This is a genomic window from Serratia sp. Res13-Sevr-LER1-36-b (assembly GCF_015673035.1).
Taxonomy (GTDB): Bacteria; Pseudomonadota; Gammaproteobacteria; order Enterobacterales; family Enterobacteriaceae; genus Chania; species Chania fonticola_C.
Genome location: NZ_JADACK010000036.1, coordinates 34,084 through 57,541 on the forward strand (window position 1 = coordinate 34,084; position 23,458 = coordinate 57,541).

Annotated in this window: 19 protein-coding genes; 16 read left to right on the plus strand and 3 right to left on the minus strand. The window is 53.2% G+C overall.

Going from position 1 to position 23,458, the window contains the following annotated elements; translation table 11 throughout:
- Nucleotides 1-22: 22 nt before the first annotated feature.
- From IMQ33_RS20880 to araD, 6 genes are all read left to right on the plus strand, one after another.
- A complete protein-coding gene (locus IMQ33_RS20880; RefSeq protein WP_196061605.1) occupies nucleotides 23-1,003 on the plus strand; it encodes a DUF4862 family protein in 981 nt (326 codons plus the stop codon).
- Between the two features lie 96 nt (nucleotides 1,004-1,099).
- Nucleotides 1,100-2,398, plus strand: coding sequence for an MFS transporter (locus IMQ33_RS20885; RefSeq protein ID WP_196061606.1), 1,299 nt, complete (start codon nucleotides 1,100-1,102; stop codon nucleotides 2,396-2,398).
- Nucleotides 2,395-3,888 (plus strand): FGGY-family carbohydrate kinase, encoded by a 1,494-nt coding sequence (locus IMQ33_RS20890; RefSeq protein WP_196061607.1) that lies wholly within the window; start codon nucleotides 2,395-2,397, stop codon nucleotides 3,886-3,888. Before IMQ33_RS20885 ends, IMQ33_RS20890 begins: the two co-directional genes overlap by 4 nt.
- Nucleotides 3,885-4,541, plus strand: a complete 657-nt coding sequence (gene ulaD, locus IMQ33_RS20895; protein ID WP_065685769.1) for a 3-keto-L-gulonate-6-phosphate decarboxylase UlaD — start codon at nucleotides 3,885-3,887, stop codon at nucleotides 4,539-4,541. The genes IMQ33_RS20890 and ulaD overlap by 4 nt, the downstream gene beginning before the upstream one ends.
- A gap of 1 nt (nucleotide 4,542) precedes the next feature.
- Nucleotides 4,543-5,403 (plus strand): L-ribulose-5-phosphate 3-epimerase, encoded by an 861-nt coding sequence (locus IMQ33_RS20900; RefSeq protein ID WP_196061608.1) that lies wholly within the window; start codon nucleotides 4,543-4,545, stop codon nucleotides 5,401-5,403.
- The gene (gene araD, locus IMQ33_RS20905; protein WP_065685767.1) at nucleotides 5,397-6,098 is read left to right on the plus strand and encodes an L-ribulose-5-phosphate 4-epimerase; all 702 of its coding nucleotides are present in this window, start codon (nucleotides 5,397-5,399) and stop codon (nucleotides 6,096-6,098) included. Before IMQ33_RS20900 ends, araD begins: the two co-directional genes overlap by 7 nt.
- A gap of 160 nt (nucleotides 6,099-6,258) precedes the next feature.
- Here the strand turns inward: araD and pntB are convergent, their stop codons facing one another.
- Nucleotides 6,259-7,650, minus strand: coding sequence for a Re/Si-specific NAD(P)(+) transhydrogenase subunit beta (gene pntB / locus IMQ33_RS20910; protein ID WP_021177867.1), 1,392 nt, complete (start codon nucleotides 7,648-7,650; stop codon nucleotides 6,259-6,261).
- A gap of 12 nt (nucleotides 7,651-7,662) precedes the next feature.
- Nucleotides 7,663-9,189, minus strand: a complete 1,527-nt coding sequence (gene pntA / locus IMQ33_RS20915) for a Re/Si-specific NAD(P)(+) transhydrogenase subunit alpha (protein ID WP_024486776.1) — start codon at nucleotides 9,187-9,189, stop codon at nucleotides 7,663-7,665.
- Nucleotides 9,190-9,727: 538 nt separating this feature from the next.
- Here pntA and ydgH point away from each other — a divergent pair.
- Both ydgH and IMQ33_RS20925 read left to right on the plus strand, forming a co-directional pair.
- On the plus strand, nucleotides 9,728-10,678 hold the full coding sequence (gene ydgH / locus IMQ33_RS20920) for a DUF1471 family protein YdgH (protein WP_024486777.1): 951 nt from the start codon (nucleotides 9,728-9,730) through the stop codon (nucleotides 10,676-10,678).
- Between the two features lie 229 nt (nucleotides 10,679-10,907).
- On the plus strand, nucleotides 10,908-12,299 hold the full coding sequence (locus IMQ33_RS20925; RefSeq protein WP_065685766.1) for an amino acid permease: 1,392 nt from the start codon (nucleotides 10,908-10,910) through the stop codon (nucleotides 12,297-12,299).
- A 30-nt stretch (nucleotides 12,300-12,329) separates the two neighbouring features.
- On the opposite strand, the gene IMQ33_RS20930 is transcribed toward IMQ33_RS20925, so the two are convergent.
- Nucleotides 12,330-12,746: a hypothetical protein gene (locus tag IMQ33_RS20930; RefSeq protein ID WP_098931026.1), complete on the minus strand. Its 417-nt coding sequence runs from the start codon at nucleotides 12,744-12,746 to the stop codon at nucleotides 12,330-12,332.
- Nucleotides 12,747-12,866: 120 nt separating this feature from the next.
- Between IMQ33_RS20930 and folM the strand changes: the two genes are divergently transcribed.
- From folM to IMQ33_RS20970, 8 genes are all read left to right on the plus strand, one after another.
- On the plus strand, nucleotides 12,867-13,589 hold the full coding sequence (gene folM, locus IMQ33_RS20935; protein WP_024486780.1) for a dihydromonapterin reductase: 723 nt from the start codon (nucleotides 12,867-12,869) through the stop codon (nucleotides 13,587-13,589).
- A 71-nt stretch (nucleotides 13,590-13,660) separates the two neighbouring features.
- Entirely contained in the window at nucleotides 13,661-14,389 is a 729-nt protein-coding gene (gene rstA / locus IMQ33_RS20940) for a two-component system response regulator RstA (protein ID WP_021806502.1), read from the plus strand.
- Nucleotides 14,386-15,690: a two-component system sensor histidine kinase RstB gene (rstB, locus tag IMQ33_RS20945; protein ID WP_065685764.1), complete on the plus strand. Its 1,305-nt coding sequence runs from the start codon at nucleotides 14,386-14,388 to the stop codon at nucleotides 15,688-15,690. The genes rstA and rstB overlap by 4 nt, the downstream gene beginning before the upstream one ends.
- 46 nt (nucleotides 15,691-15,736) lie before the next feature.
- Nucleotides 15,737-17,233 carry a carboxypeptidase M32 gene (locus IMQ33_RS20950; RefSeq protein ID WP_196061609.1) on the plus strand — a complete coding sequence of 499 codons (1,497 nt, stop codon included), beginning with the start codon at nucleotides 15,737-15,739 and terminating at the stop codon, nucleotides 17,231-17,233.
- Nucleotides 17,234-17,304: 71 nt separating this feature from the next.
- Nucleotides 17,305-18,105 carry an MBL fold metallo-hydrolase gene (locus IMQ33_RS20955; RefSeq protein WP_098931022.1) on the plus strand — a complete coding sequence of 267 codons (801 nt, stop codon included), beginning with the start codon at nucleotides 17,305-17,307 and terminating at the stop codon, nucleotides 18,103-18,105.
- Nucleotides 18,106-18,501: 396 nt separating this feature from the next.
- Nucleotides 18,502-18,792 (plus strand): acid resistance repetitive basic protein Asr, encoded by a 291-nt coding sequence (gene asr / locus IMQ33_RS20960; protein ID WP_065685761.1) that lies wholly within the window; start codon nucleotides 18,502-18,504, stop codon nucleotides 18,790-18,792.
- A gap of 296 nt (nucleotides 18,793-19,088) precedes the next feature.
- The gene (locus IMQ33_RS20965; protein ID WP_065685760.1) at nucleotides 19,089-19,910 is read left to right on the plus strand and encodes a serine protease; all 822 of its coding nucleotides are present in this window, start codon (nucleotides 19,089-19,091) and stop codon (nucleotides 19,908-19,910) included.
- Nucleotides 19,911-20,286: 376 nt separating this feature from the next.
- Entirely contained in the window at nucleotides 20,287-23,331 is a 3,045-nt protein-coding gene (locus IMQ33_RS20970) for an amino acid adenylation domain-containing protein (protein ID WP_370571776.1), read from the plus strand.
- Nucleotides 23,332-23,458: the final 127 nt, after the last annotated feature.

A 23,458-nucleotide genomic window follows, 5' to 3' on the forward strand; every position in this document is an offset into this window, starting at 1 on the left:
GCAATAATATCAGGTGAAAAATATGGAAAACACAACGCCGGGCTTTATTATTGGTGCTTATCCTTGTGCACCTTCATTTCATCAACTCGAACGTGAGAAGGAAGTTCAATTCTGGGATCGGCTGGCTGAACTGCCGCTGATCCGTGGGCTGGAGCAACCTTGTCTGGATGACCTGCATCCTTATGGTGACGATTTCTTGCTTAAGCAGATCCCCAACCACTGGCAACTGGTGCTTACCGCGGTGATGGGGACTATGCAACGACGCGGTAGCGGGCGGGATTTTGGCCTCGCCGCCCGTAATGAAGAGGAGCGCCAGGCTGCGGTGGATTATATCCGCTTAATACATGACAAAGTTAAGCGCACCAACGATCGCGCCGGTCGCCAACAGGTGGTAGCCCTGGAGCTGCAATCCGCTCCCAACCGGCAGGAAAAAGACAGTGCGGCGGCGCGACAGGCCTTCATTGCCTCGTTGGAAGACATTGCCGGTTGGCACTGGGAATGCGATTTGGTGATTGAGCACTGCGATGCGCTGACCGGGCCCATACCACGCAAGGGTTTCCTGACGCTGGAAGATGAGATCATCGCGGCACAGGCGATTAACCGCCACTTTGACGATACGCTGACCCTTGCCATCAACTGGGGCCGATCTGCTATTGAGGGGCATAATGATCATCTGCCTTTGCAGCAGGTGAAGCAGTGTCAACAGGCAGGGTTATTAAGCGCCCTGATGTTCTCCGGCACCGCCAGCCACGGTGCTTATGGCGAATGGGAGGATACACATGCGCCCTTCGCCCCATTTGATGGCAGTCATTATGTATGTCATGAATCATTAATGACGCTGGACAGTGCGCGGCAATTATTTAATCAGGCTCCGCTGGCAGAATTAAACTATGCCGGTATCAAATTACTGTCCACCTCAGCACAAGAGAGCGTCGAGCAACGGATCGCTATTATCAAGGATGGTATCAACGCCCTGGCATTAAGCAGCGGCCTAATATCATGACGTCCAAAAGATAGAACATCAAATAATACCTATAAAACGGTAAACAATAATACGGATTTATTCCGAGCCCCCTATTTATGCGAAGGTATCAATAACATGAATACTGCTTCTGTTGCTGTTAGCCAAAGTCAGGCCATACCCAAATTACGCTGGCTGAGAATTGTGCCGCCAATTCTGATTACCTGCATTATTTCTTATATGGACCGCGTTAATATCGCCTTCGCCATGCCTGGCGGCATGGACGCCGAATTGGGGATCACCGCCTCAATGGCTGGTTTGGCGGGCGGCATCTTCTTTATCGGTTATCTGTTTCTGCAAGTGCCCGGCGGTAAGCTGGCCGTTAACGGTAACGGCAAGAAGTTTATTGGCTGGTCGCTGCTGGCCTGGGCGGTGATCTCGGTGCTGACCGGTTTGGTGACCAATCAATACCAACTGCTGTTCCTGCGCTTTGCCCTGGGCGTTTCCGAAGGCGGGATGCTGCCGGTGGTGCTGACCATGATCAGCAACTGGTTCCCGGACAAGGAGCGGGGCCGTGCCAACGCCATCGTGATCATGTTCGTGCCGATCGCCGGTATCCTCACCGCCCCGCTATCCGGCTGGATCATCACCGCCTGGGACTGGCGCATGCTGTTCCTGGTAGAAGGTGGCCTATCACTGGTGGTGATGGCGTTGTGGTGCTTCACCATTAGCAACCGCCCGCAGGAAGCCAAATGGATTTCGCAGGCCGAAAAAGACTACCTGATTAAAACACTGCATGACGAACAACTGCTGATCAAAGGCAAAACGGTACGCAATGCTTCGCTGCGGCGCGTGCTGGGCGACCGGATCATGTGGCAACTGATCCTGGTTAACTTCTTCTACCAAACCGGGATCTACGGCTACACGCTGTGGCTGCCCACCATTCTGAAAGGCCTGACCAACGGCAATATGGAACAGGTGGGCTGGCTTGCCGTACTGCCCTACATTGGTGCCATTTTCGGCATGCTGATCGTTTCCACGCTGTCCGACCGCACCGGTAAACGCAAAGTGTTCGTTGCTCTGCCGCTGGCCTGCTTTGCTATTTGCATGGCGCTTTCCGTGCTGCTGAAAGATCACATCTGGTGGTCTTATGCCGCGTTAGTCGGCTGCGGCGTGTTTATTCAGGCGGCCGCAGGCGTGTTCTGGACTATTCCCCCCAAATTATTCAACGCCGAAGTGGCCGGTGGCGCACGTGGTGTGATCAATGCCTTGGGCAACCTCGGTGGCTTCTGCGGCCCCTATATGGTCGGCGTGCTGATCACGGTGTTCAACAAGGACGTTGGCGTCTACAGCCTGGCTGCCTCACTGGCGATCGCCGCACTGCTGGCGCTGATGTTGCCAAATAAATGCGACCAGGTCGCCGGGAGCGATCAATGAAATACTGGCTAGGGCTCGATTGCGGTGGCACCTTTATCAAGGCCGGTTTGTATAACGCCGAGGGTAAAGAACTGGCCATTGCCCGCCGTAATCTGGCAATCGTTGCCCCGCAACCTGGCTGGGCGGAGCGGGATATGCCCACACTATGGCAAACTGCCGCCAGCGTGATCCGTGAGGTGTTGGAACACAACGGTATCGCCGCGTCTGCCGTTCAGGGGCTGGGGATTTCGGCCCAGGGCAAAGGCGTGTTCCTGTTGGATAGACAGGGGAAACCACTGGGTAACGCCATTCTGTCTTCCGATCAGCGGGCACTGGCCCAGGTGATGGCCTGGCAACAAGCGGGCATGCCGCAAGCCCTGTACGATCAAACTCGCCAGACGTTATGGACCGGCCATCCGGTTTCACTGCTGCACTGGATCAAGCAGCATCAACCCGAGCGCTATGCCCAGATCGGCAGCGTGATGATGGCGCATGACTACCTGCGCTACTGCCTGACGGGCGAACTGGCCTGTGAAGAAACCAATATCTCCGAATCCAACCTGTATCAGATGGAGCGCGGCCGTTATGAGCCGGCGTTGGCAGAGCTGCTTGGCATCGGCGAGATCGTGCCGGCCCTACCGCCGATTGTCGGTTCTGCCGAGATCGCCGGGCGCGTTAGTGCGGAAGCAGCGGCGCTGACTGGCTTGCAAGTCGGCACCCCGGTGGTGGGCGGTTTGTTTGACGTGGTATCCACCGCACTCTGTGCCGGATTGCAGGATGAAACCCGACTCAACGCGGTAATGGGCACCTGGTCTGTCACCAGCGGTATCACCGCAACGATCGCTTCCGACTCCGGCTATCCATTCGTTTATGGCCGCCATGCCGAGCAAGGCAAATACATCGTCCACGAAGCCAGCCCCACCTCCGCTGCGAATCTGGAGTGGTTTTGCCAGCAATGGGGCCTGCACGATTACGCGCAGCTCAACCGCTGGGTGGCTGGCCTACCCAAGGCTGGCAGCCAGTTGCTGTTTGCCCCCTTCCTTTATGGTTCCAACGCCGGGCTGGGATTAAGTGCCAGCTTCTACGGTATGCAGGCCTTCCATCAGCGCGAACATCTGGTACAGGCGATTTTCGAGGGCGTGGTGTTCTGCCATATGACCCACCTGAACCGTATGCGGCAACGTTTCCCCCAGACCAAGGCACTTCGCGTCACCGGCGGGCCGGCTAAATCGGCACCCTGGATGCAAATGTTTGCCGACGTCAGCGGCTTACCGGTCGAGCTCCCGCAGGTGGAGGAAACCGGCTGTTTAGGTGCAGCAATGGCTGCCATGGTGGGCACAGGCGCTTTCAGCGACTTTGCCGCCGCGCAGTGGGCATTGGCTCCACGCATCGAAACCGTTCTGCCCGATCCCGCTGCTCAGGATGCTTATCACCGTAAATACCAACGTTATCAGGCGCTGGTTACCACGCTACAAACGCTGCAACACGGCGACTTTCAGGAGGCTTTATGACCATCAACCCGCGCCTGCAGTTGGCGCTTGATCACACCCGGCTGGATGCCGCTCTGCAAACGGTTGACCGTCTGCATCCGTACGTCGACATCATCGAGGCGGGCACTATTTTATGCATCAGCGCCGGGATCCAGGCAGTGAGCGCCCTGCGTGAACGTTGCCCACAACACACGCTGGTCGCCGATCTGAAGGTGGCCGATGCCGGAGCTACCCTGGCCGAACAGGCTTTTTCGCAGGGAGCCAACTGGATGACCGTGATATGCGCAGCCCCCCTGGCCACCATGGCTAGTGCGCTGGAAGTCGCCGGGCGCTACCGGGGTGAAATCCAGATTGAGCTGTTTGGCCGCTGGACGCTGGAAGATGCCAAAGCCTGGCGCGATCTGGGCATAAAACAGGCGATTTACCACCGGGGCCGCGATGCTCAGGCCAGCGGACAAACCTGGGGCCAACAGGATCTGGATACCATGAAGGCGCTGTCCGATCTGGGGATTGAGCTTTCGGTGACCGGCGGGATCGTCCCGGCCGATTTGCCGCTGTTTAAAAACATTGCCGTGACGGCGTTTATCGCCGGGCGTGCGCTGGCCGAGGCTGCCGATCCGGTGGTGGCCGCACGCCAATTCCGTACCGCCATTGATGACATTTGGAGATCTTGATATGCGCCAGCATCCGTTGGGAATTTACGAAAAAGCGCTGCCGAAACACCTGAGTTGGCCGGAGCGGCTGGCATTGGCAAAAGCCTGCGGCTTTGATTTTGTCGAGATGTCGGTCGATGAAAGTGATGAGCGTTTATCACGTCTGAGCTGGAACAAAGAGCAGCGTCTTTCGCTGGTCAGCGCCATGTTGGAAACCGGCATCAGCATCCCCTCGATGTGCCTTTCCGGCCACCGCCGCTTCCCGTTCGGCAGCCATGACGAGGCCACGCGGCAACAGGCTTATCTGATCATGGAACAGGCGATCCAGTTGGCCAAAGACGTTGGCATCCGCACCATTCAGTTGGCGGGTTATGACGTGTATTACGAGCAGCAGGATGAAGGAACTCTCACCCGCTTTACCGAGGGGATGCAATGGGCGGTGGAACGTGCCGCTGCCGCGCAGGTGATGCTGGCGGTCGAAATTATGGATACCGAATTCATAAGTTCCATCAGCAAGTGGAAAACTTGGGACGCCCTGCTGGCTTCCCCATGGTTCACGGTCTATCCGGACGTTGGCAATCTCAGCGCCTGGGGTAACGATGTAGCGCAAGAATTGCAGCTCGGTATTGACCGCATCGCGGCCATTCACCTCAAAGACACCTTCCCGGTCACTGAGACGTCACCCGGCCAGTTCCGCGATGTGCCATTCGGTGAAGGCTGTGTGGATTTTGTCGCCCTGTTCCGCACGTTGAAGCAGCTCAACTATCGTGGCGCATTCCTGATTGAGATGTGGACCGAAAAGGCCGACGAACCGGTTGCCGAGATCGTGCAAGCCCGCCGTTGGATTGAACAGCAAATGCAGCAAGGAGGAATGACATGCTAACTCTGCCACAGCTAAAACAGCAGGTATTGGAGGCCAACCTCGACCTCCCACGCCACAAGTTGGTGACCTTTACCTGGGGTAACGTCAGCGCCGTTGACCGCGAACGCGGGTTGGTGGTGATCAAACCTTCGGGCGTCGAATATGCGCATATGCAGGTGGAGGATATGGTGGTAGTCAATCTGAGCGATGGCCAACGGATCGAGGGGAGTAAGAAACCCTCTTCGGATACTGCTACCCATCTGGCGCTGTACCGCGAGTTTGCCGACATCGGCGGCATTGTGCATACCCATTCACGCCATGCCACCATCTGGGCACAGGCCGGGCTGGATATCCCTGCCTGGGGCACCACTCATGCCGACTATTTCTACGGCGCGATCCCTTGCACGCGTTTGATGACCGCAGATGAAATAGAGCGCGATTATGAACTGGATACCGGCAAGGTGATTATTGAAACCTTCCGCGAGCGCGGCATCAGCCCAAGCGCCATCCCGGCGGTACTGGTCAACGCCCACGGACCGTTTGCCTGGGGCAAGGATGCGCATGACGCGGTTCATAATGCGGTCGTACTGGAAGAAATTGCTTATATGGGGATTTTTTCACGGCAGTTGACGCCGGGGATTGGCAACATGCAGCAGGTGCTGTTGGATAAGCATTACCTTCGTAAGCACGGCAAGAACGCCTATTACGGACAATAGTACTTCTCCCACAGGGAGAGGGAGCTGTTAGCCTCTGCGCTTTTGGAAGTAAAGAGGTCATCTCAGCAAACTCGATCGGTCCTCGCTCTGAGAAAGGGTTCAATACAAAAAATACCAGCCACTGAGAAGTGGCTGGCATTGTGTTTTTCCTACAGTGATATTACAGCGCGCGCAGGATCGCTTCCACGCTGGCCTTGGCATCGCCAAACAGCATCTGGGTGTTCTCTTTAAAGAACAGCGGGTTCTGCACCCCGGCATAGCCGGTATTCATCGAGCGTTTGAACGCGATAACGTTTTGCGCTTTCCACACTTCCAGCACCGGCATGCCGGCGATAGGGCTGCGTGGATCTTCCAACGCCGCCGGGTTCACCGTGTCGTTGGCGCCAATGACCAGGACGGTATCAGTGTCCGGGAAGTCATCGTTGATCTCGTCCATTTCCAGCACCACATCGTACGGCACGCGGGCTTCCGCCAGCAGCACGTTCATGTGGCCCGGTAAACGCCCCGCCACCGGGTGAATACCAAAGCGCACCTTGATGCCACGCGCACGCAGCTTCTCGGTGATTTCCGCTACCGGATACTGCGCCTGCGCCACCGCCATGCCGTAGCCTGGGGTGATGATCACCGAGGTGGAGTTACGCAGCTGTTCAGCCACTTCTTCCGCCGTGGTTTCGCGGTATTCGCCCATTTCTTCTGCGTCACCGGTTGAGGAACCATCGGTACCAAAACCACCGGCAATCACGCTGATAAACGAACGGTTCATCGCCTTACACATGATGTACGACAGGATCGCACCGGAAGAACCGACCAGCGCACCGGTCACGATCAGCAGGTCGTTGCTCAGCATAAAGCCTGCCGCCGCCGCTGCCCAACCGGAGTAGGAGTTCAGCATCGATACCACCACCGGCATGTCTGCCCCACCGATTGACGCAACCAGATGCCAGCCGAAGCCAAGAGCAATCACGGTCATGATCAACAGTGCGAACACTTCCCAACCAACACTGTTGGTACGTACGAACAGCACCATCAGCAGGAAGGAAACCACCAGAGCAGCCAGGTTCAGCTTGTGACGGTTAGGCAACATCAGCGGCTTGGAAGAGATGATGCCGCGCAGTTTGCCAAAGGCGACGATAGAGCCGGTAAAGGTCACCGCACCGATAAAGATGCCGAGGAACACTTCGGTAAGATGGATATTTTCCATCACCGGCTCCATGGCGACCGTACCGTGATCCAGGTAGCTGTTGAAGCCGACCAGCACCGCAGCCAGACCCACGAAGCTGTGCAGTACCGCCACCAGTTCCGGCATTTCGGTCATTTCGACCTTCTTGGCCAGATACACGCCGATGGAACCACCGATGATCATCGCGATAATGATCCAGCCCACGTTACCGGAATCCGGCCCGAGGATGGTGGCGATCAGCGCGATCGCCATCCCAGCCACGCCGAACAGGTTGCCCTGCTTGGACGTTTCATGGCGCGAAAGACCAGCCAGGCTGAAAATAAACAGAATAGCGGCAACAATGTATGCAGCTGTAACTAATCCACCAGACATTTTTGCTACCCCTTAGTTTTTGCGGAACATCTTCAGCATGCGCTGAGTGACGGTGAATCCACCAAAAATGTTGATGCTGGCGATCAGTACCGCGACAAAGGAGAGGAAACTCACCCAGCCGCCATGACCAATCTGCAACAACGCACCGACCACGATAATCCCTGAGATCGCGTTAGTGACCGACATCAACGGGGTATGCAATGCATGGCTGACGTTCCAGACCACGTAGTAACCCACCACGCAGGCCAGCGCAAACACGGTAAAGTGAGACAGGAACTCTTTCGGTGCCGAATTGGCAAACCAGCCGAACAGGATAATCGCCAGCGCGATCAGTCCGTATTTCACCATCGGTGAGGTTGGTTTCTTTTCAACTTTCTCGATTGGTGCAGCGGCAGCCTGCTTCGGCTGGGCGGATACCTGGATCGGCGGTGCTGGCCAGGTAACTTCGCCATCGCGAACCACGGTGACACCACGGATCACGGTGTCTTCGAAATCGATATCGATTTCGCCGTTTTTCTCTTTCGACAACAGCTTCAGCAGGTTCACCAGGTTGGTGCCGTAAAGCTGTGAGGACTGCGTCGGCAAACGGCTTGGCAGATCGGTATAGCCGATAATCTTCACGCCGTTTTCGGTGATGGTCACCTGGTCGGCCACGGTCAGCTCACAGTTGCCACCGGTTTGCGCGGCCAGATCGACAATCACGCTGCCCGGCTTCATGGAAGCCACCATCTCTTTGGTAATAAGCTTTGGTGCCGGGCGGCCAGGGATCAGCGCCGTGGTCACGATAATGTCCACTTCCTCTGCCTGGGCGGCAAACAGCGCCATTTCCGCTTTGATAAAGGCTTCAGACATTACTTTGGCATAGCCATCGCCGCTGCCTGCTTCTTCCTCAAAGTCCAGCTCGAGGAATTCTGCGCCCATACTCTGCACTTGCTCTTTCACTTCCGGGCGGGTGTCGAAGGCGCGAACGATCGCCCCCAGGCTACCAGCCGCACCGATAGCGGCCAAGCCAGCAACCCCAGCACCAATGATCATCACTTTGGCCGGGGGAACTTTACCAGCGGCGGTGATCTGGCCGGTGAAGAAACGCCCGAACTCGTGCGCCGCCTCAACGATAGCGCGATAACCGGCGATATTGGCCATTGAGCTCAGCGCATCCAGGGACTGCGCACGTGAAATACGTGGCACGGAATCCATGGCCATAGCGGTCACGTTGCGGGCCGCCAGCTTCGCCATCAATTCTGGATTTTGTGCAGGCCAGATAAAGCTGACTAACGTACTGCCTTCACGCATTAACGCAATTTCTTCCTCAAGAGGTGCGTTAACCTTCAGGATCAGATCCGATTGCCACACATCGGCTGTATCGGTAATTGTCGCCCCTGCGGCTTGATAAGCTGCATCTTCAAAGCTTGCCAGTTTTCCCGCCGCGCTTTCGATCGCGACGGTAAAGCCCAGTTTCAGCAGCTGTTCTACCGTTTTCGGCGTTGCTGCAACTCGGGCTTCATTGGCCAACCGTTCTCTTGGTACACCAATACGCATAATGTTCCCTTCTCACCTGTTCTGATGATGTTTATTATCGTCTTACCCATAGCGATAGCACCGGCTGGCAAGTTTTTTATCAGCCTTGCCTGTCTGCAAATTAAGGTGCCACCTATAACCTACTGAAAATGTGATCGATGATCCATAATTGCTTACGTTTACCCGTCAGTTTTTACATAAAAATGCAGCTAAGGCTATGACAAATCTCAAATCTGGATGCAAAAACTGTCTGGAAGGCCCTTTTCAACGCACTATTGTGCAGAACCTGGCCTAGGCCATTTCCTGTCAGCCGGGGACAGCGAGCATAAAAGTTATAAAATTGTGAATAATTAACATTAATGAGATTAAACGCTTTATTATTGAAACTTATAACCTGTTGGCCCAACGTGGTTCACCTAGTGCGGCTCAGCTTTGTCGCATCGCATCACATAAAATGCTGAGACACCTGCCAAGGTTACATGGCATAATCTGCGGCTGAATTACACCTAAACTGTTCAGCACGTTATAAACGTTACTGCGCTTGGCGAAAGGATTTTTTATGAAGCTGAAGACCACGATCATCGCATCAGCCTTGTTATCACTTACTGCGCTGTCTGTGCATGCCGCGCAAGAGTTAACTCCTGAGAAAGCAGCGGCCATCAAGCCGTTTGATCGCATCACCATTACCGGCCGTTTTATTGCCATCAACGAAGCTGCCGATGCCGTATCTCGCCGTGCAGATAAAATGGGGGCCGATGCCTTCTATATCCAGGACATCAACAACAGTAACAATGGCGGCAACTGGCGCGTCACCGCAGACGTCTATCATAAAGATGCCCCAGAAGTCAGCAAAGAGACCAAGTACCGCGTGATAAACGGTGTGAAAGAGCTGCCGAAGGACGAAGCCTTCCTGCTTGAACCTTACGATACCGTGACCGTCAGCGGCTTCTACCGCAGCCAGCCAGACATCAACGATGCCATCTCCAAAGCCGCACAGAAGAAAGGCGCTGCCTCGTTCTTTATCGTGCGTCAGGTGGATGCCAACCAGGGCGGCAACCAGTTCATTACCGCTTATATCTATAAAGCCGATGCGCCGAAACGTATGGTGCAGAGCCCGGATGCCGTACCTGCCGATTCTGAAGCCGGTAAAGCCATGCTGGCTGCCGGTGGTGCAGAAGCCGCCAAGGTCGAGATCCCAGGCGTTGCCTCTTCCGGCTCACCAGCCCGCGACGTTGGCCGCTTCTTCGAGACTCAGACGTCTACCGGCCAGCGTTACACTGTAACTCTGCCGAACGGGACCAAGATCCAGGAAGTGAATAACGTCACAGCAGCGCAGATGGTGCCGTTTGATTCCGTGACCTTTACCGGCCACTTCAACAGCATGACAGACGTCTCTACCGAAGTGGCCAAGCGTGCCGCTGAGAAAGGCGCCAAGTACTACCATGTGACGCGCCAGTGGCAGAACAAGAGCGGCGGCAACCTGACCGTCAGTGCCGATCTGTTCAAATAATCACTGTTGTCTCCTTGCTCGAAGGGCTGCCACCGTGCAGCCTTTTTTTATGCCGCTGCTGAATAAGTTTTTATCCATCGCGCATAACCAATCATTGCATCCGCAAGCATCTCCCCTTAGAATTTGCGCCAATTTTTAGCTCCATTGCCTGCCCTTGCGGTAATTGCCATGACGTTATGGCTGGCCTGCACGGAACGCATAGTTGTTTATTCTGTCTCGGGATCCATCATTGGAAAGAAAACTTGGTCTTACCGCGTTAACCGCCTTGGTGCTCAGCTCAATGCTGGGTGCAGGCGTCTTTAGCCTGCCACAGAATATGGCCGAAGTTGCCAGCCCGGCGGCCTTGCTGATTGGTTGGGCCATCACCGGCGTCGGTATTCTGTTCCTGGCCTTTGCCATGTTGCTGCTGACACGCCTGCGTCCCGATCTGGACGGTGGCATCTTTACCTACGCCAAAGAAGGCTTTGGCGAACTGGTAGGCTTCTGCTCTGCGTGGGGTTACTGGCTGTGTGCAGTGATCGCCAACGTCTCTTATCTGGTGATCGTGTTTGCCGCACTGAGCCTGTTTACTGACCGAAGCGGCACGGTGATCCTGGGTGATGGCAATACCTGGCAGGCGCTGATCGCCGAATCCTTGTTGCTGTGGATCGTCCATGCCTTGGTATTGCGTGGCGTGCAAACGGCGGCCAGCATCAATCTGGTGGCCACCCTAGCCAAGTTGCTGCCCCTCGGCCTCTTTGCCGTGCTGGCCGCTATCGCGTTCCGCATGGAGACCTTTACCCTGGATTTCCACGGCGTTGCCCTTGGTACACCAGTTTGGCAACAGGTGAAAGACACCATGCTGATCACCCTGTGGGTGTTTATCGGTGTTGAAGGTGCTGTGGTGGTTTCCGCCCGTGCCCGGCAGAAAAAGGACGTTGGCCGCGCCACCATGCTGGCCGTGATTTCCGCTTTGGCGGTGTATCTGGTGATCACCCTGCTGTCGCTCGGCGTGGTGCCACGCAGTGAGCTGGCGGAAATGCGTAACCCGTCAATGGCGGTGCTGATGGTTGATCTGATCGGCCCTTGGGGTGATGTGATCATCGCCACTGGCCTGATCGTTTCGGTTTGCGGGGCTTACCTCAGCTGGACCATCATGGCGGCCGAAGTTCCTCTGCTGGCCGCTCAACACGGCGCTTTCCCCAAGATTTTCCGCAAGCAAAACCGCAACCACGCCCCGTCCGCCTCTTTGTGGTTGACCAATGGTGCGGTGCAAATTGCGCTGGTGATTATCTGGCTGACCGGTAGCAACTACAACTCGCTGCTGACCATCGCTTCCGAGATGATCCTGGTGCCGTATTTCCTGGTGGGAGCCTTCCTGTTCAAGGTGGCGCGTCAGCGGCAGGACAAGCGTCTGATTTTCGCCGCCAGCGGTGCCTGCCTGTATGGGCTGTGGCTACTCTATGCTTCAGGTCTGATGCACCTGTTGATGTCGGTACTGCTGTATGCACCTGGCTTGCTGGTGTTTATGTATGCCCGCAGTGGACATCAGGATGTGAAATTGCTCAACCGGCTAGAGAAAAGCACCGTTATGCTGCTGTTGGCCGCAACCCTCCCGGCCGGATGGTTTATGTTACATTGATCGACCCAATTAACCGGGTGATTCACCCGGTTAATTGCTACCCACCGGTTGGGCGTTAATGGTGATCCGCTCGCCCACCTGCGTCACTACCACCGATTCGCCGCACTCTTTCTCAATGGCGACCAACTGCTCCGCCGCCAGCGGATACGGCAGTTGAATATCAAACACCACCAACTGCTGCTGCCGGGCCAGATCGATCAGGCGAACAATGTTGACCTCATCGCTGACCTGCGTCGAAACCACCTGTAACGCCAACTCTTTCAACTGCTCCTGACGTGAGCGTGAGTCTGCCACGCGCGATTTCACTACCATGCCAAAGATGGGCATCACGCCATAGATTGCATCGATAAAACGCCACTGCTTCTTACAGGAGGCAGATAAAAAATGGGTGTAGTCAAAACAGACTCTCTCACTGCGCGCGACGAATGCAAGATGATCGTTGTTCATCTTCGTTACCCTTCTGGTGGCCAGTGCTGAAATGTCATCGATGGCAAGCGTTATCCGCTTTCTGACGTATAATGGCATAATTACCTTAATGTTTGCCAGTTTGCTCAGGAGCTTTACTCGATGGTCTCTCACAACTCGGCCCCTGTGCTGATCACCGGCGGTGCCCGCAGAATTGGGCTGGCTCTGGCCAAGTCGTTCTTACAGCGGGGCGTTCCGGTCATTATCGCCTATCGCAGTGAATACCCGGCATTAGCCGAACTCCAAGACCTTGGCGCGATCTGCCTGCAGGGCGACTTCTCTGCCCACGAAGGGATCTATCGTTTTGCCGATCAGGTAAAACAGGTTGCTCCAAAGCTGCGCGCCGTGATCCATAACGCTAGTGCCTGGTTGGCAGAATCCGCCGAGACTCCGCCGGAACAGGTGATGGCTTCAATGCTCCAGATCCACGTTTACACTCCCTACCTGTTAAACCAACTGCTGGAGCCCTGCCTGCTTGGCCAGGGGCAAGCCGGTGCCGATATTATCCACCTGACAGATTATGTGGTGGAGAAAGGCAGCGACAAGCACATTGCCTATGCAGCCAGCAAGGCCGCGCTGGATAATATGACCCGTTCCTTTGCCCGTAAACTGGCCCCCGATGTCAAAGTCAATGCCATTGCCCCGGCACTAATTATGTTCAACACCGGTGACGATGAAGCCTATCGCCAGCAGGCGCTGACCAAATCCCTGATGCAGATCGCCCCAGGGGAAAGTGAAGTGGTCAATCTGGTGGATTATCTGATGGGCAGCCGCTACGTCACCGGGCGCACTCACGGCGTGGATGGCGGGCGACCGCTGCGCTGAATAATGGGCATGGCGCAACACCGATCAGCGCGCTATGCTGGATGCCGTTTTTCCTATAAAACCACCCTATTATGACTAAAATTGTTTTTGTAGAAGACGATCCTGAAGTTGGCAAACTGATTGCCGCCTATCTGGGCAAACATGACATTGACGTCATCATCGAACCCCGTGGCGATACGGCACAGGCCTGTATTGAGCGGGAACAGCCAGACTTGGTGCTGTTGGATATCATGCTACCCGGCAAGGATGGGATGACACTATGCCGCGATCTGCGCCCTGTTTATCCCGGCCCGATCGTGTTGCTCACCTCCCTGGACAGCGATATGAATCACATCCTGTCATTGGAAATGGGTGCGCATGACTACATCCTGAAAACCACACCGCCTGCGGTGCTGCTGGCTCGCCTGCGTTTACACCTGCGCCAACACGGTGGCAACCAGCCAAAAGAAGAGCAAACACAGAACATCACCCAGCATAATGCCGTGCATTTTGGTTTGCTGTGCATCGATCCGGTCAACCGCCAAGTGACGCTGGGGGAAGAGATCGTTACCCTTTCCACCTCAGATTTCGATCTGCTGTGGGAACTGGCGACCCATGCCGGGCAAATCATGGCCCGTGAAGCATTGCTGCAGAACCTGCGCGGCGTCAGCTACGACGGTATGGATCGCAGCATTGATGTGGCCATCTCACGCCTGCGCCGCAAGCTGTATGACAATGCCCTGGAGCCGTTTCGCATCAAGACCGTGCGTAACAAAGGCTATCTGTTTGCCCCCAACGCCTGGGCATCGGTGCAACAATGAGAAAACTGTTCGTGCAGTTCTTTTTACTGCTGTTCGTCTGCTTTCTGGTGATGGCGATGCTGGTTGGTCTGGTTTACAAGGTCACCGCCGAACGTGCCGGGCGCCAATCGATGGACGACCTGATGAAAAGTTCGCTGTATCTGATGCGCAGCGAGCTGCGGGAGATCCCGCTAAAGGACTGGAACAAAACCATCGCCACCCTGGATTTAAACCTGTCGTTCAAACTGCATATCGAGCCTCTCGGTAAGCAGAACCTGAATGAAGACCTCACCAAGCGGCTGCACCTAGGGGAGATTATCGCGCTGGACGATCGCTATACCTTTATGCAGCGCATTCCCCGTAGCCACTACGTGCTGGTCGTTGGCCCCATCCCTTATCTGTTTTATCTGCACCAGATGCGCATCCTGGATTTGGTGCTGCTGATTTTTATCGGCTTATCGCTGGCCCTGCCGGTGTTCCTGTGGATGCGCCCGCATTGGCAAGACTTGCTGAAACTGGAAAATGCCGCCCAACGTCTGGGGGCCGGGCATCTCGATGAACGTACACACTTTGTACCCACCTCGAGTCTTTACCGGCTTGGCGTTGCTTTTAATCAGATGGCCGATAACGTCAACACGCTGATTGTCAGTAAAAAGCAGCTGATTGACGGTATTGCCCATGAGCTACGGACTCCGCTGGTACGCCTGCGCTACCGGTTAGCTATGAGCGATAACCTGACCGACGGCGAGCAGCAGGCGCTGAATCGGGATATCGGCCAGCTAGAATCCCTAATCGACGAGCTATTGACCTATGCGCGTCTGGATCGGCCTCAGGTAGCCTTGAATATTGAGCCTATCGATTTGCCCGGCTGGCTACAGGATAAGGTGGCCGATATCCAGTTGATCCATCCAGAGCGCGACATTGAGCTGAACATCCCGCATGTCGGTGACTTTGGCGGCGTCGATCTGCGGCTGATGGAGCGCGTGTTAGACAACCTGGTCAACAATGGCCTGCGCTATAGCGAACGGCGTTTACGCGTTGGCCTGTGGTTTGACGGTGACGCCGCGTGCCTGCAGGTGGAAGACGATGGCCCAGGTATTCCGCCAGAAGAGCGCGAACGGGTATTCGAACCCTTCGTCCGCCTCGATCCCAGCCGCGATCGCGCTACCGGCGGCTGCGGGCTTGGGTTGGCGATCGTGCATTCCATCGCCGTGGCCTATCAGGGCCAGGTCTTTGTGGAGGCAAGCTCTTTGGGCGGCGCCAGTTTCCGCTTCTGCTGGCCGATTAAACCCCCTTTAGATACCAAAACAGAACCGGCATAACGATCCGGCCCCGTTGGTTCAACGGACCCACTATGGAGTTGAATAAATGACATCTGCATCATCCTCTACGGCCTACGGCCAACTTCGCGCCCTATTCACCCGCCTTTCGCGTTTTGACCACCTTTCAGCCATCAGCGGCTGGGACATGCAAACCATGATGCCGCCGGGTGGCAATAAGGCGCGTTCCGAAGCCCTGGCGGAATTGAGCGTGTTGAAGCATCAAATCCTGACGGCACAGAAAACGGGTGAACTGCTCGACCGTGCGCAACAAGAAACGCTGGATGAGTTTGACCGTGCCAACCTGCTCGAAATGCGCCGCCAGTATGATAATGCCGTGCTGGTGCCAGAAGCGCTGGTCGAAGCCAAATCCCTTGCAGGTGCGCGCTGCGAACATGCCTGGCGAGCACAACGCCCGGCCAACGACTGGGAAGGCTTTAGTGATAACCTACGCCAGGTGGTCAAACTGAGCCGTGAAGAAGCGCAGATCCGCGCACAGGCGGCGGGTGTCAGCCGTTATGATGCGTTGCTCAATCTGTATGAACCTGGCATGCGCAGCAGCGATCTGGACCGTATCTTTGGCGATCTGAAAACCTGGTTGCCCGACCTATTGCAAAAGGTGGTCGCCAAACAGCAGCAAGAGCCTTGCCTGATCCCGCAAGGTCCGTTCGATGTCGACACCCAGCGTAAGCTGAGCCTGAGCGTGATGAAGCTGCTCGGCTTTGACTTTGATGGTGGCCGGGTTGACGTTAGTGCTCATCCGTTCTGCGGCGGCGTGCCGGAAGATGTGCGTATCACTACACGCTACAACGAGAAAGAGTTCCTTACCGCGCTGCTTGGCATCGTGCATGAAACCGGCCACGCCCGTTACGAACAAAACCTGCCGCGTGAGTGGCTGGGTCAACCCGTGGCGCAAGCTCGGTCGACGGCGATCCACGAATCACAAAGCCTGTTCTTTGAAATGCAGCTGGCTCGCGGGAGTGACTTCCTGAAAGTCCTGCGGCCGCTGATCGTCAATCAGTTTGGTGAACAACCGGCCCTGGAAGAAAGCAACTTTATTCGCCTTAATCAACGGGTAAAGCCTGGCCTGATCCGCGTCGATGCCGACGAGGTCAGCTACCCTGCCCATGTGATATTACGCTATGAAATCGAGCGTGCGTTGATTGAGGGCGAGATCGAGGTAGAAGATATTCCGGCGCTGTGGAATGAGAAGATGCACAGCTACCTTGGCCTGGATACCGTGGGCGATTATCGCAACGGCTGTATGCAAGACATCCACTGGACGGACGGTGCCTTTGGTTACTTCCCAACTTACACCTTGGGTGCCATGTATGCGGCCCAACTGTTCGACAGTGCTCGCAGCGCAATGCCCAAGCTGGGCGAAGATATTGCTGCCGGTAATTTAACCGCGCTATTCCATTGGTTACAGCAAAACATCTGGCGTCACGCCAGCCGTTACCCTACCGATACGTTGATCACCAACGCCACGGGTAAGACGTTAGACCCAAGCTATTTCCGCCGGCATCTGGAAAGCCGTTACCTGTAATCTCCGCCCCCTCCGTACGTTAAGGTGTTACTGGTATAGCTTAACGTACGGATTTGCCAAACAGAGTCCACATGACCCTAACCATCAATGTGTTACTTGAAAACCGTCGGGCTGCCGGGGCGGATAAAGCGTTAATCGCCAAAGCCGGGTTGAGCCTGCTAGTTCAGGATGAATCAGACAGCGTGCTTTTTGATACCGGGCCGGACGGCAGTTTTTTACAGAATGCAGCCCAAATGGGGATTAACCTCGACAACCTGACCGCTACCGTGCTCTCGCATGGCCATTACGATCACAGCGGTGGCGTCCCCTGGTTGCCCGATAACAGCAGAATAGTTTGCCACCCCGGCGTGCAAGACGTGCGCTATGCCGCCGTTAATCTTCTGGGCCGCGTGAAGAAAATCAAACGTTTATCGCCGGAAGTGGATTACTCGCGCCACGCCATGGAGTTGACACGAGCCCCGGTGCAAATCAGTGAGCGGTTCCTCTGGTCCGGTGAAATCGAGGTGCCTGCCCCCAAAGCCTACGGCATTATTGAAAATGCCCAACAATCCCCTGATTACGTCGCCGATGAAGGAGTGCTGATTTATAAATCCGATCGAGGTCTGATTATCATCACTGGCTGCGGCCACCGGGGAATAATCAATATTGTGCGGCACTGCCAGAAGATCACCGGTATCGATAAGATCCACGCGCTGATTGGCGGCTTTCACCTGAGATATGCCTCTCCGCTACGCTTATTGCAGGTACAGCGTTTTCTCAAACAAATCAAACCCGAGAAAGTAATGGGCTGCCATTGCACCGGTCCTTGGGGGCAATTGTGGTTGCCTAAAACGATTAGCCCGGCGACGGGGGATAGGATTACGTTAGCGTGAATCTTCCGGGGCATTGCGCACCGGCATGCCTGCCGTAATAGTATCCTGCCCTATTTCTACCTACTAAGCCTGCGGATGTTCCATAGTGTACGTTCTCTCCTACAGCACTGGTGCCACAGGAGAGAAGTTTGCACAACCATCAATGTATGTTGTAACTAATTTAGTTTATTTTGATACACGCACTGCGTGGCGGTGTTCAGCATCATCCGTGACAGCAGCACAAATATGCTAGCTATCACGGCCTGCAAAGCTGCAACGCTCCCTCCCCCAGGTACTCGTACATTAGGTTACACGCCGAAACCAATCACTCACGGAAAGTAATCCTCGGTTTGCATAAGATTGTTTCAACGGCCCCGCAGTGGGGTTACAAACCAACAGACATTTGAGGATCTACCGATGAAAAAAGTATTAGCTCTGGTTGTTGCCGCTGCAATGGGCTTGTCATCTATCGCGTTCGCCGCTGAAGCTGCCGCTCCTGCTGCTGCACCAGCCGCCACTACTCAGACAGCACCGGCTAAAACTACTCACGTGAAAAAACATCACGCGAAGAAAACCACCGAGCAAAAAGCTCAGGCGGCCAAAAAGCACCATAAAGCCAGCGGCAAAAAAGCCCCGGCCCAGAAAGCTCAAGCAGCTAAAAAGCATCACAAAAATTCCAGCAAGAAAGCAGCAACTCCGGCTGCCTGATAGTCAACCGGCGTGAGGCACCCCTCACCTGTTCTGGTCAGAGTTGTTCAACACCCGGTTCGCCGGGTGTTTTTTCATCGGGGGTTGTCTATGCTGCGTCGCTATCGGTTCGAAATCATCCTTGGCACCCTGATCGTTTGCGGGCTCATCGCCAGCTTTTTTTATCTGTAAGCTCCGATTTTTCTCAGGAAATTATCGGAAAATCAATCACCGACCATCTACACAGCGGCTAAATCAGTCTATAGTTAGCATTCAGTGTGTCTATGGATGATCCGAATTTGTCAGGCAAGAAACCTATGCGCATCTCTGTTTTACTGTTGTTGTGCTCATTTCCTTTGGCTTTATCTCATTCTGCGCATGCTGATAGCCCTTCCGAGGCGTCTGCGGCCGATCAAACCCGTCTGTTTTTTGGCAAAGATGACCGTATTAAAGTCACCGAAACCAGCGGTTGGCCGTGGCAGGCCATTGGTCAGGTAGAAACCGCCAGTGGCAACCTGTGTACCGCTACGCTGATCTCCCCTCATCTGGCGCTCACCGCAGGCCACTGCGTACTGGCCCCTCCCGGCAATCTTGATAAGGCCGTGGCGCTGCGCTTTATTTCCGGCAGCAAAGGCTGGCAATACCAGACAGAAAATATCGAAACGCTGGTCGATAAGTCATTAGGTAAAAAGCTGAAGGCGGATGGCGACGGCTGGATCGTGCCACCGGCGGCGGCGGCGTATGATTTTGCGTTGATCAGGTTAAAAGATAACAAGCCGCTGGCGATTAAACCGTTGCCATTATGGCAAGGTGACGGAAAAGCGTTAACGCAAACCTTAAAGCTGGCAAAGCGCCTGGTCACCCAGGCCGGTTATCCAGAAGATCATCTGGACGATCTGTACAGCCATCAAAATTGTAAAGTCACCGGTTGGGCGCAACAGGGCGTGCTATCACACCAGTGTGATACCTTACCCGGTGACAGCGGTTCCCCATTGATATTGAAGACCGCCGAAGGCTGGCGACTTATCGCTATCCAGAGTTCTGCACCCGCAGCACAAGACCGCTACCGTGCCGATAACCGCGCGCTGTCAGTTACCGGCATTCGCGATGCATTGGATCTGTTAGCCGCCGGTAAATAACTCTTCCGAACAGCGCAGGCCACCGTTATCCCACTGGACTATAACGGTGGCCTGCTACAGCAACGAACAGCCACGCATGCATAATCGGTAGAAATTATGAAACTGGTTGCGTTTGAAATGGACATTCATTACATAACGTCTGGAAAATAATGATAATCAAGGAGATTCATGCCCCCCTCCATCAAAAAGGCGATGTCCGTCGTACCCCTGTTTGTCATTTCCTACAGTATTTCCCCTCTATCGGCAAATTTGAATTCCCCCATGAAGAATAATTAACTTACTAATCTTTAAGAAAAAATAAAAACATCAACTTTCTTAAAACATTCTAGACTTTATTGATATCGCGATCATTCCGTGCTTTTTGGAGAGATATACAGTGAATATCATACTCCCCGCTGAATTGCCATCTAATCAACCTGACGGATTTATTCAGCGTTTTTTTATGCATGTTCATAATCTTCCTGATAAAAAAGCCATCATTACACCCGAGAAGACGCTTACTTATCATGAACTGGCTAAACAAGCAGGAATTATTGCACAAGTCTTACAGAGCAAAGGTGTTACTAGGGAGGCGCCTGTTGCCATCCTTTTACCTCCAGGGATTGAACAAATCATCTGCCAAACAGCTATCTTGATAGCTAAGGGAAGTTGTGTTCCTTTAGATCCCAATATGCCAGAGGACCGCCTTAACGATATGCTGAACGATTTACATATTCAGTGGACAATAGGCACATCACTGGAAAAACATAAAAAACTGCATACTACACTGCTTGATTTTCATGTTTTAATAAAAAAAATAAAGCATACCAATGGTACTTATGACGATATATCACCAGGACATCGAACCCATGTTTTATTCACATCTGGAACTACAGGAAAACCAAAGGCAGTTGAAATAGAAGCCAAAGGGATTTTACGCCTGGTTGTGAATACCCACTATATTGATTTCTCAACCGATGATCGTATCGCTTGCATTGCCAATCCGACCTTTGATGCTTCACTATTTGAAATCTGGGGTGCATTACTTAATGGAGCAACCACGGTCATCATTCCAAAACAAGATATTCTGAACATCCATCATTTCCAAGAGGAACTGATTCGACAAAAGATAACCATTATGTTTATCACCGCATCATTGTTCAATCTTATCGCGACAACTGCTCCTCAAGCATTTCGATTTTTTCGTTACTTATTAGTGGGTGGCGAAGCACTGAACCCCCATGCTCTCAAGCTTATTTTGGATATCGGACCTCCCCAGCATCTTCTTAACGGGTACGGCCCCACAGAAAGTACTACCTTTGCAATGACACACGATATTCAAATGGATGATTTAGCCAGCGGTAGTGTTCCCATAGGTAAACCTATTGACCGCACTACTGCTTTTATCCTTGATGATTGTCTGCAACCTGTAGTACAAGGGGAAATCGGTCACTTGTACGTCGGCGGTGATGGATTGGCGCGCGGTTACTGGAATCGCGATGCACTGAATAAAGAACGATTCGTTAGCGTCACTTTGCCTGGTTATTCGAATCCCTTGAGACTTTACCAAACAGGAGATCTGAGTCTGCAACGTGCCGATGGTGTATTTATGTATTACGGTCGCATAGATAACCAAGTCAAAATACGCGGACATCGTATTGAATTAGAGGAAATTGAATGCCAGATCCTAAAAAGTGGTCACGTGAAAGCAACCTCTGCTATTATGGTAAAAAAAGAGAATGCAGAACCCTTCTTAGCAGCATTTATCGTTCCACTTAACCCTGGCAGTTTTAAGACAGTCGATCTGGATAAAAAATTACACCAATACTTACCAGAATATATGTTACCCCGCTTGTTTGTCGTTGACACTATTCCGCTGACGCCTACCGGAAAAACCGATAAAAATCGACTATTAACGCAATTGGTAGAAAACGTAGTAACAGTTGAAAGACCTGAAGCGTTCAACGATACGGAATATGCACTATTGCTTATCTGGCGAAAAGTTTTGAATAAAACCGAGATTGATGTGGATGATAATTTTTTTCAGCTTGGTGGCAACTCATTACAGGCAGCATGCTTGATCATCGAGTTAGGGCGGCAATTCATCCAGCATTTATCAGTACAAACACTCTATGAGTTCCCTACGTTACGAGCACTAGCCAACATAATTTCACAAAAAAACGCTACTCGTATACAGGATGACGTTGCACAGTGGCTGCAAGATACTCAGTTGCCGAATGACATCCAGGCATTACACGGCGTTCCTCCAAATTGGAGTATTTTAAAAGGAGCAACAGTTCTGTTGACCGGCGCCACTGGTTTCCTAGGTGCATTTTTTTTGCGTGACCTATTGGCGATGCCCAACATCAAGCAGGTTGTTTGTCTGATTCGTGCAAACGATATGATGACTGCTCGCCTACGGGTTGAAAAGAACCTTTTGCAATATGGTTTATGGGATCCTATATATAACCAGCGTATCACCATTATTACTGGCGATTTGTCACTACCAAAATTGGGGTTAAGTGATGAACTATATTATAGTTTGGCTACCGAGAGCGATGTGATCTTTCACCTTGGTGCACATGTTAATTATATCCAACCTTATCAGACACATCGGGCAGCCAATATTGAAGGAACGCTGAATATTTTACGTCTGGCTACACATAGTAAACCTAAGCCGCTGCACTATGCATCCACTATCGCAGCTTATGGCCCGGCAGGACTATTTAATAAAACACATCGAGTTTATGAGGACGACGATTTAAAACCCTACCTTGAAGGCCTGAAATATGATTCAGGATATTCACAAAGCCAATGGGTCGTCGAACAGTTTATCTGGGAGGCAAAAAATAGAGGGGTCCCGTTATCGGTATATCGCCCCGGATTTATTATGGGAAATAGTATAAATGGTATAGGAAATCCGAAAGATTTTGTCTCCAGGTTAATCAGAGGGTGTATTGCGATTGGTGCTTACCCTATTCTGCCCCGGCAGCGCAAAGAGTTTATCCCGGTCGATTATGTCAGCGCTGCATTATTAACCATCTCAAAGGATAACAATAATCTTGGAAAAGCTTATCATCTGGTTCCTCCAGATCATACTCAATCCATCGATCTTGATCAATTCTTCGAATTGATATGTAAAAGCGGCTATCGTCTGCAAAAAGCGCCATACTCCGAGTGGATTGCTAAACTAGTGACAGACCCAAGGCTTTATGAAAACCCCCTGATGCCGTTACTACCAATGCTGTCCGAGACGGTTTATCAAAAACAGACTCGTTGGGAAGTGTATGAAAATATGCCAGCCTATGATGCCAGCAATACACAAGCGGCTCTGGCTGCAGCTAACAGCCACCTGAAATTTACGCCAATGGATAAGCATCTGTTACTGCTGCATCTGGATTTCTGGCGAAGAAACGGCTTATTACCTGATCATAAAAATTAGTTGTGGTTCTGCTGCAATAAACTTTACTCAGATAGCGGCGTTTTGATAATCACAGAGCAGAAAACGCCGCTAACCAGAGTCCGTCAGTAGAAGAGAGAAGAACCAACGGTCTTTAATGAAGAGTAAT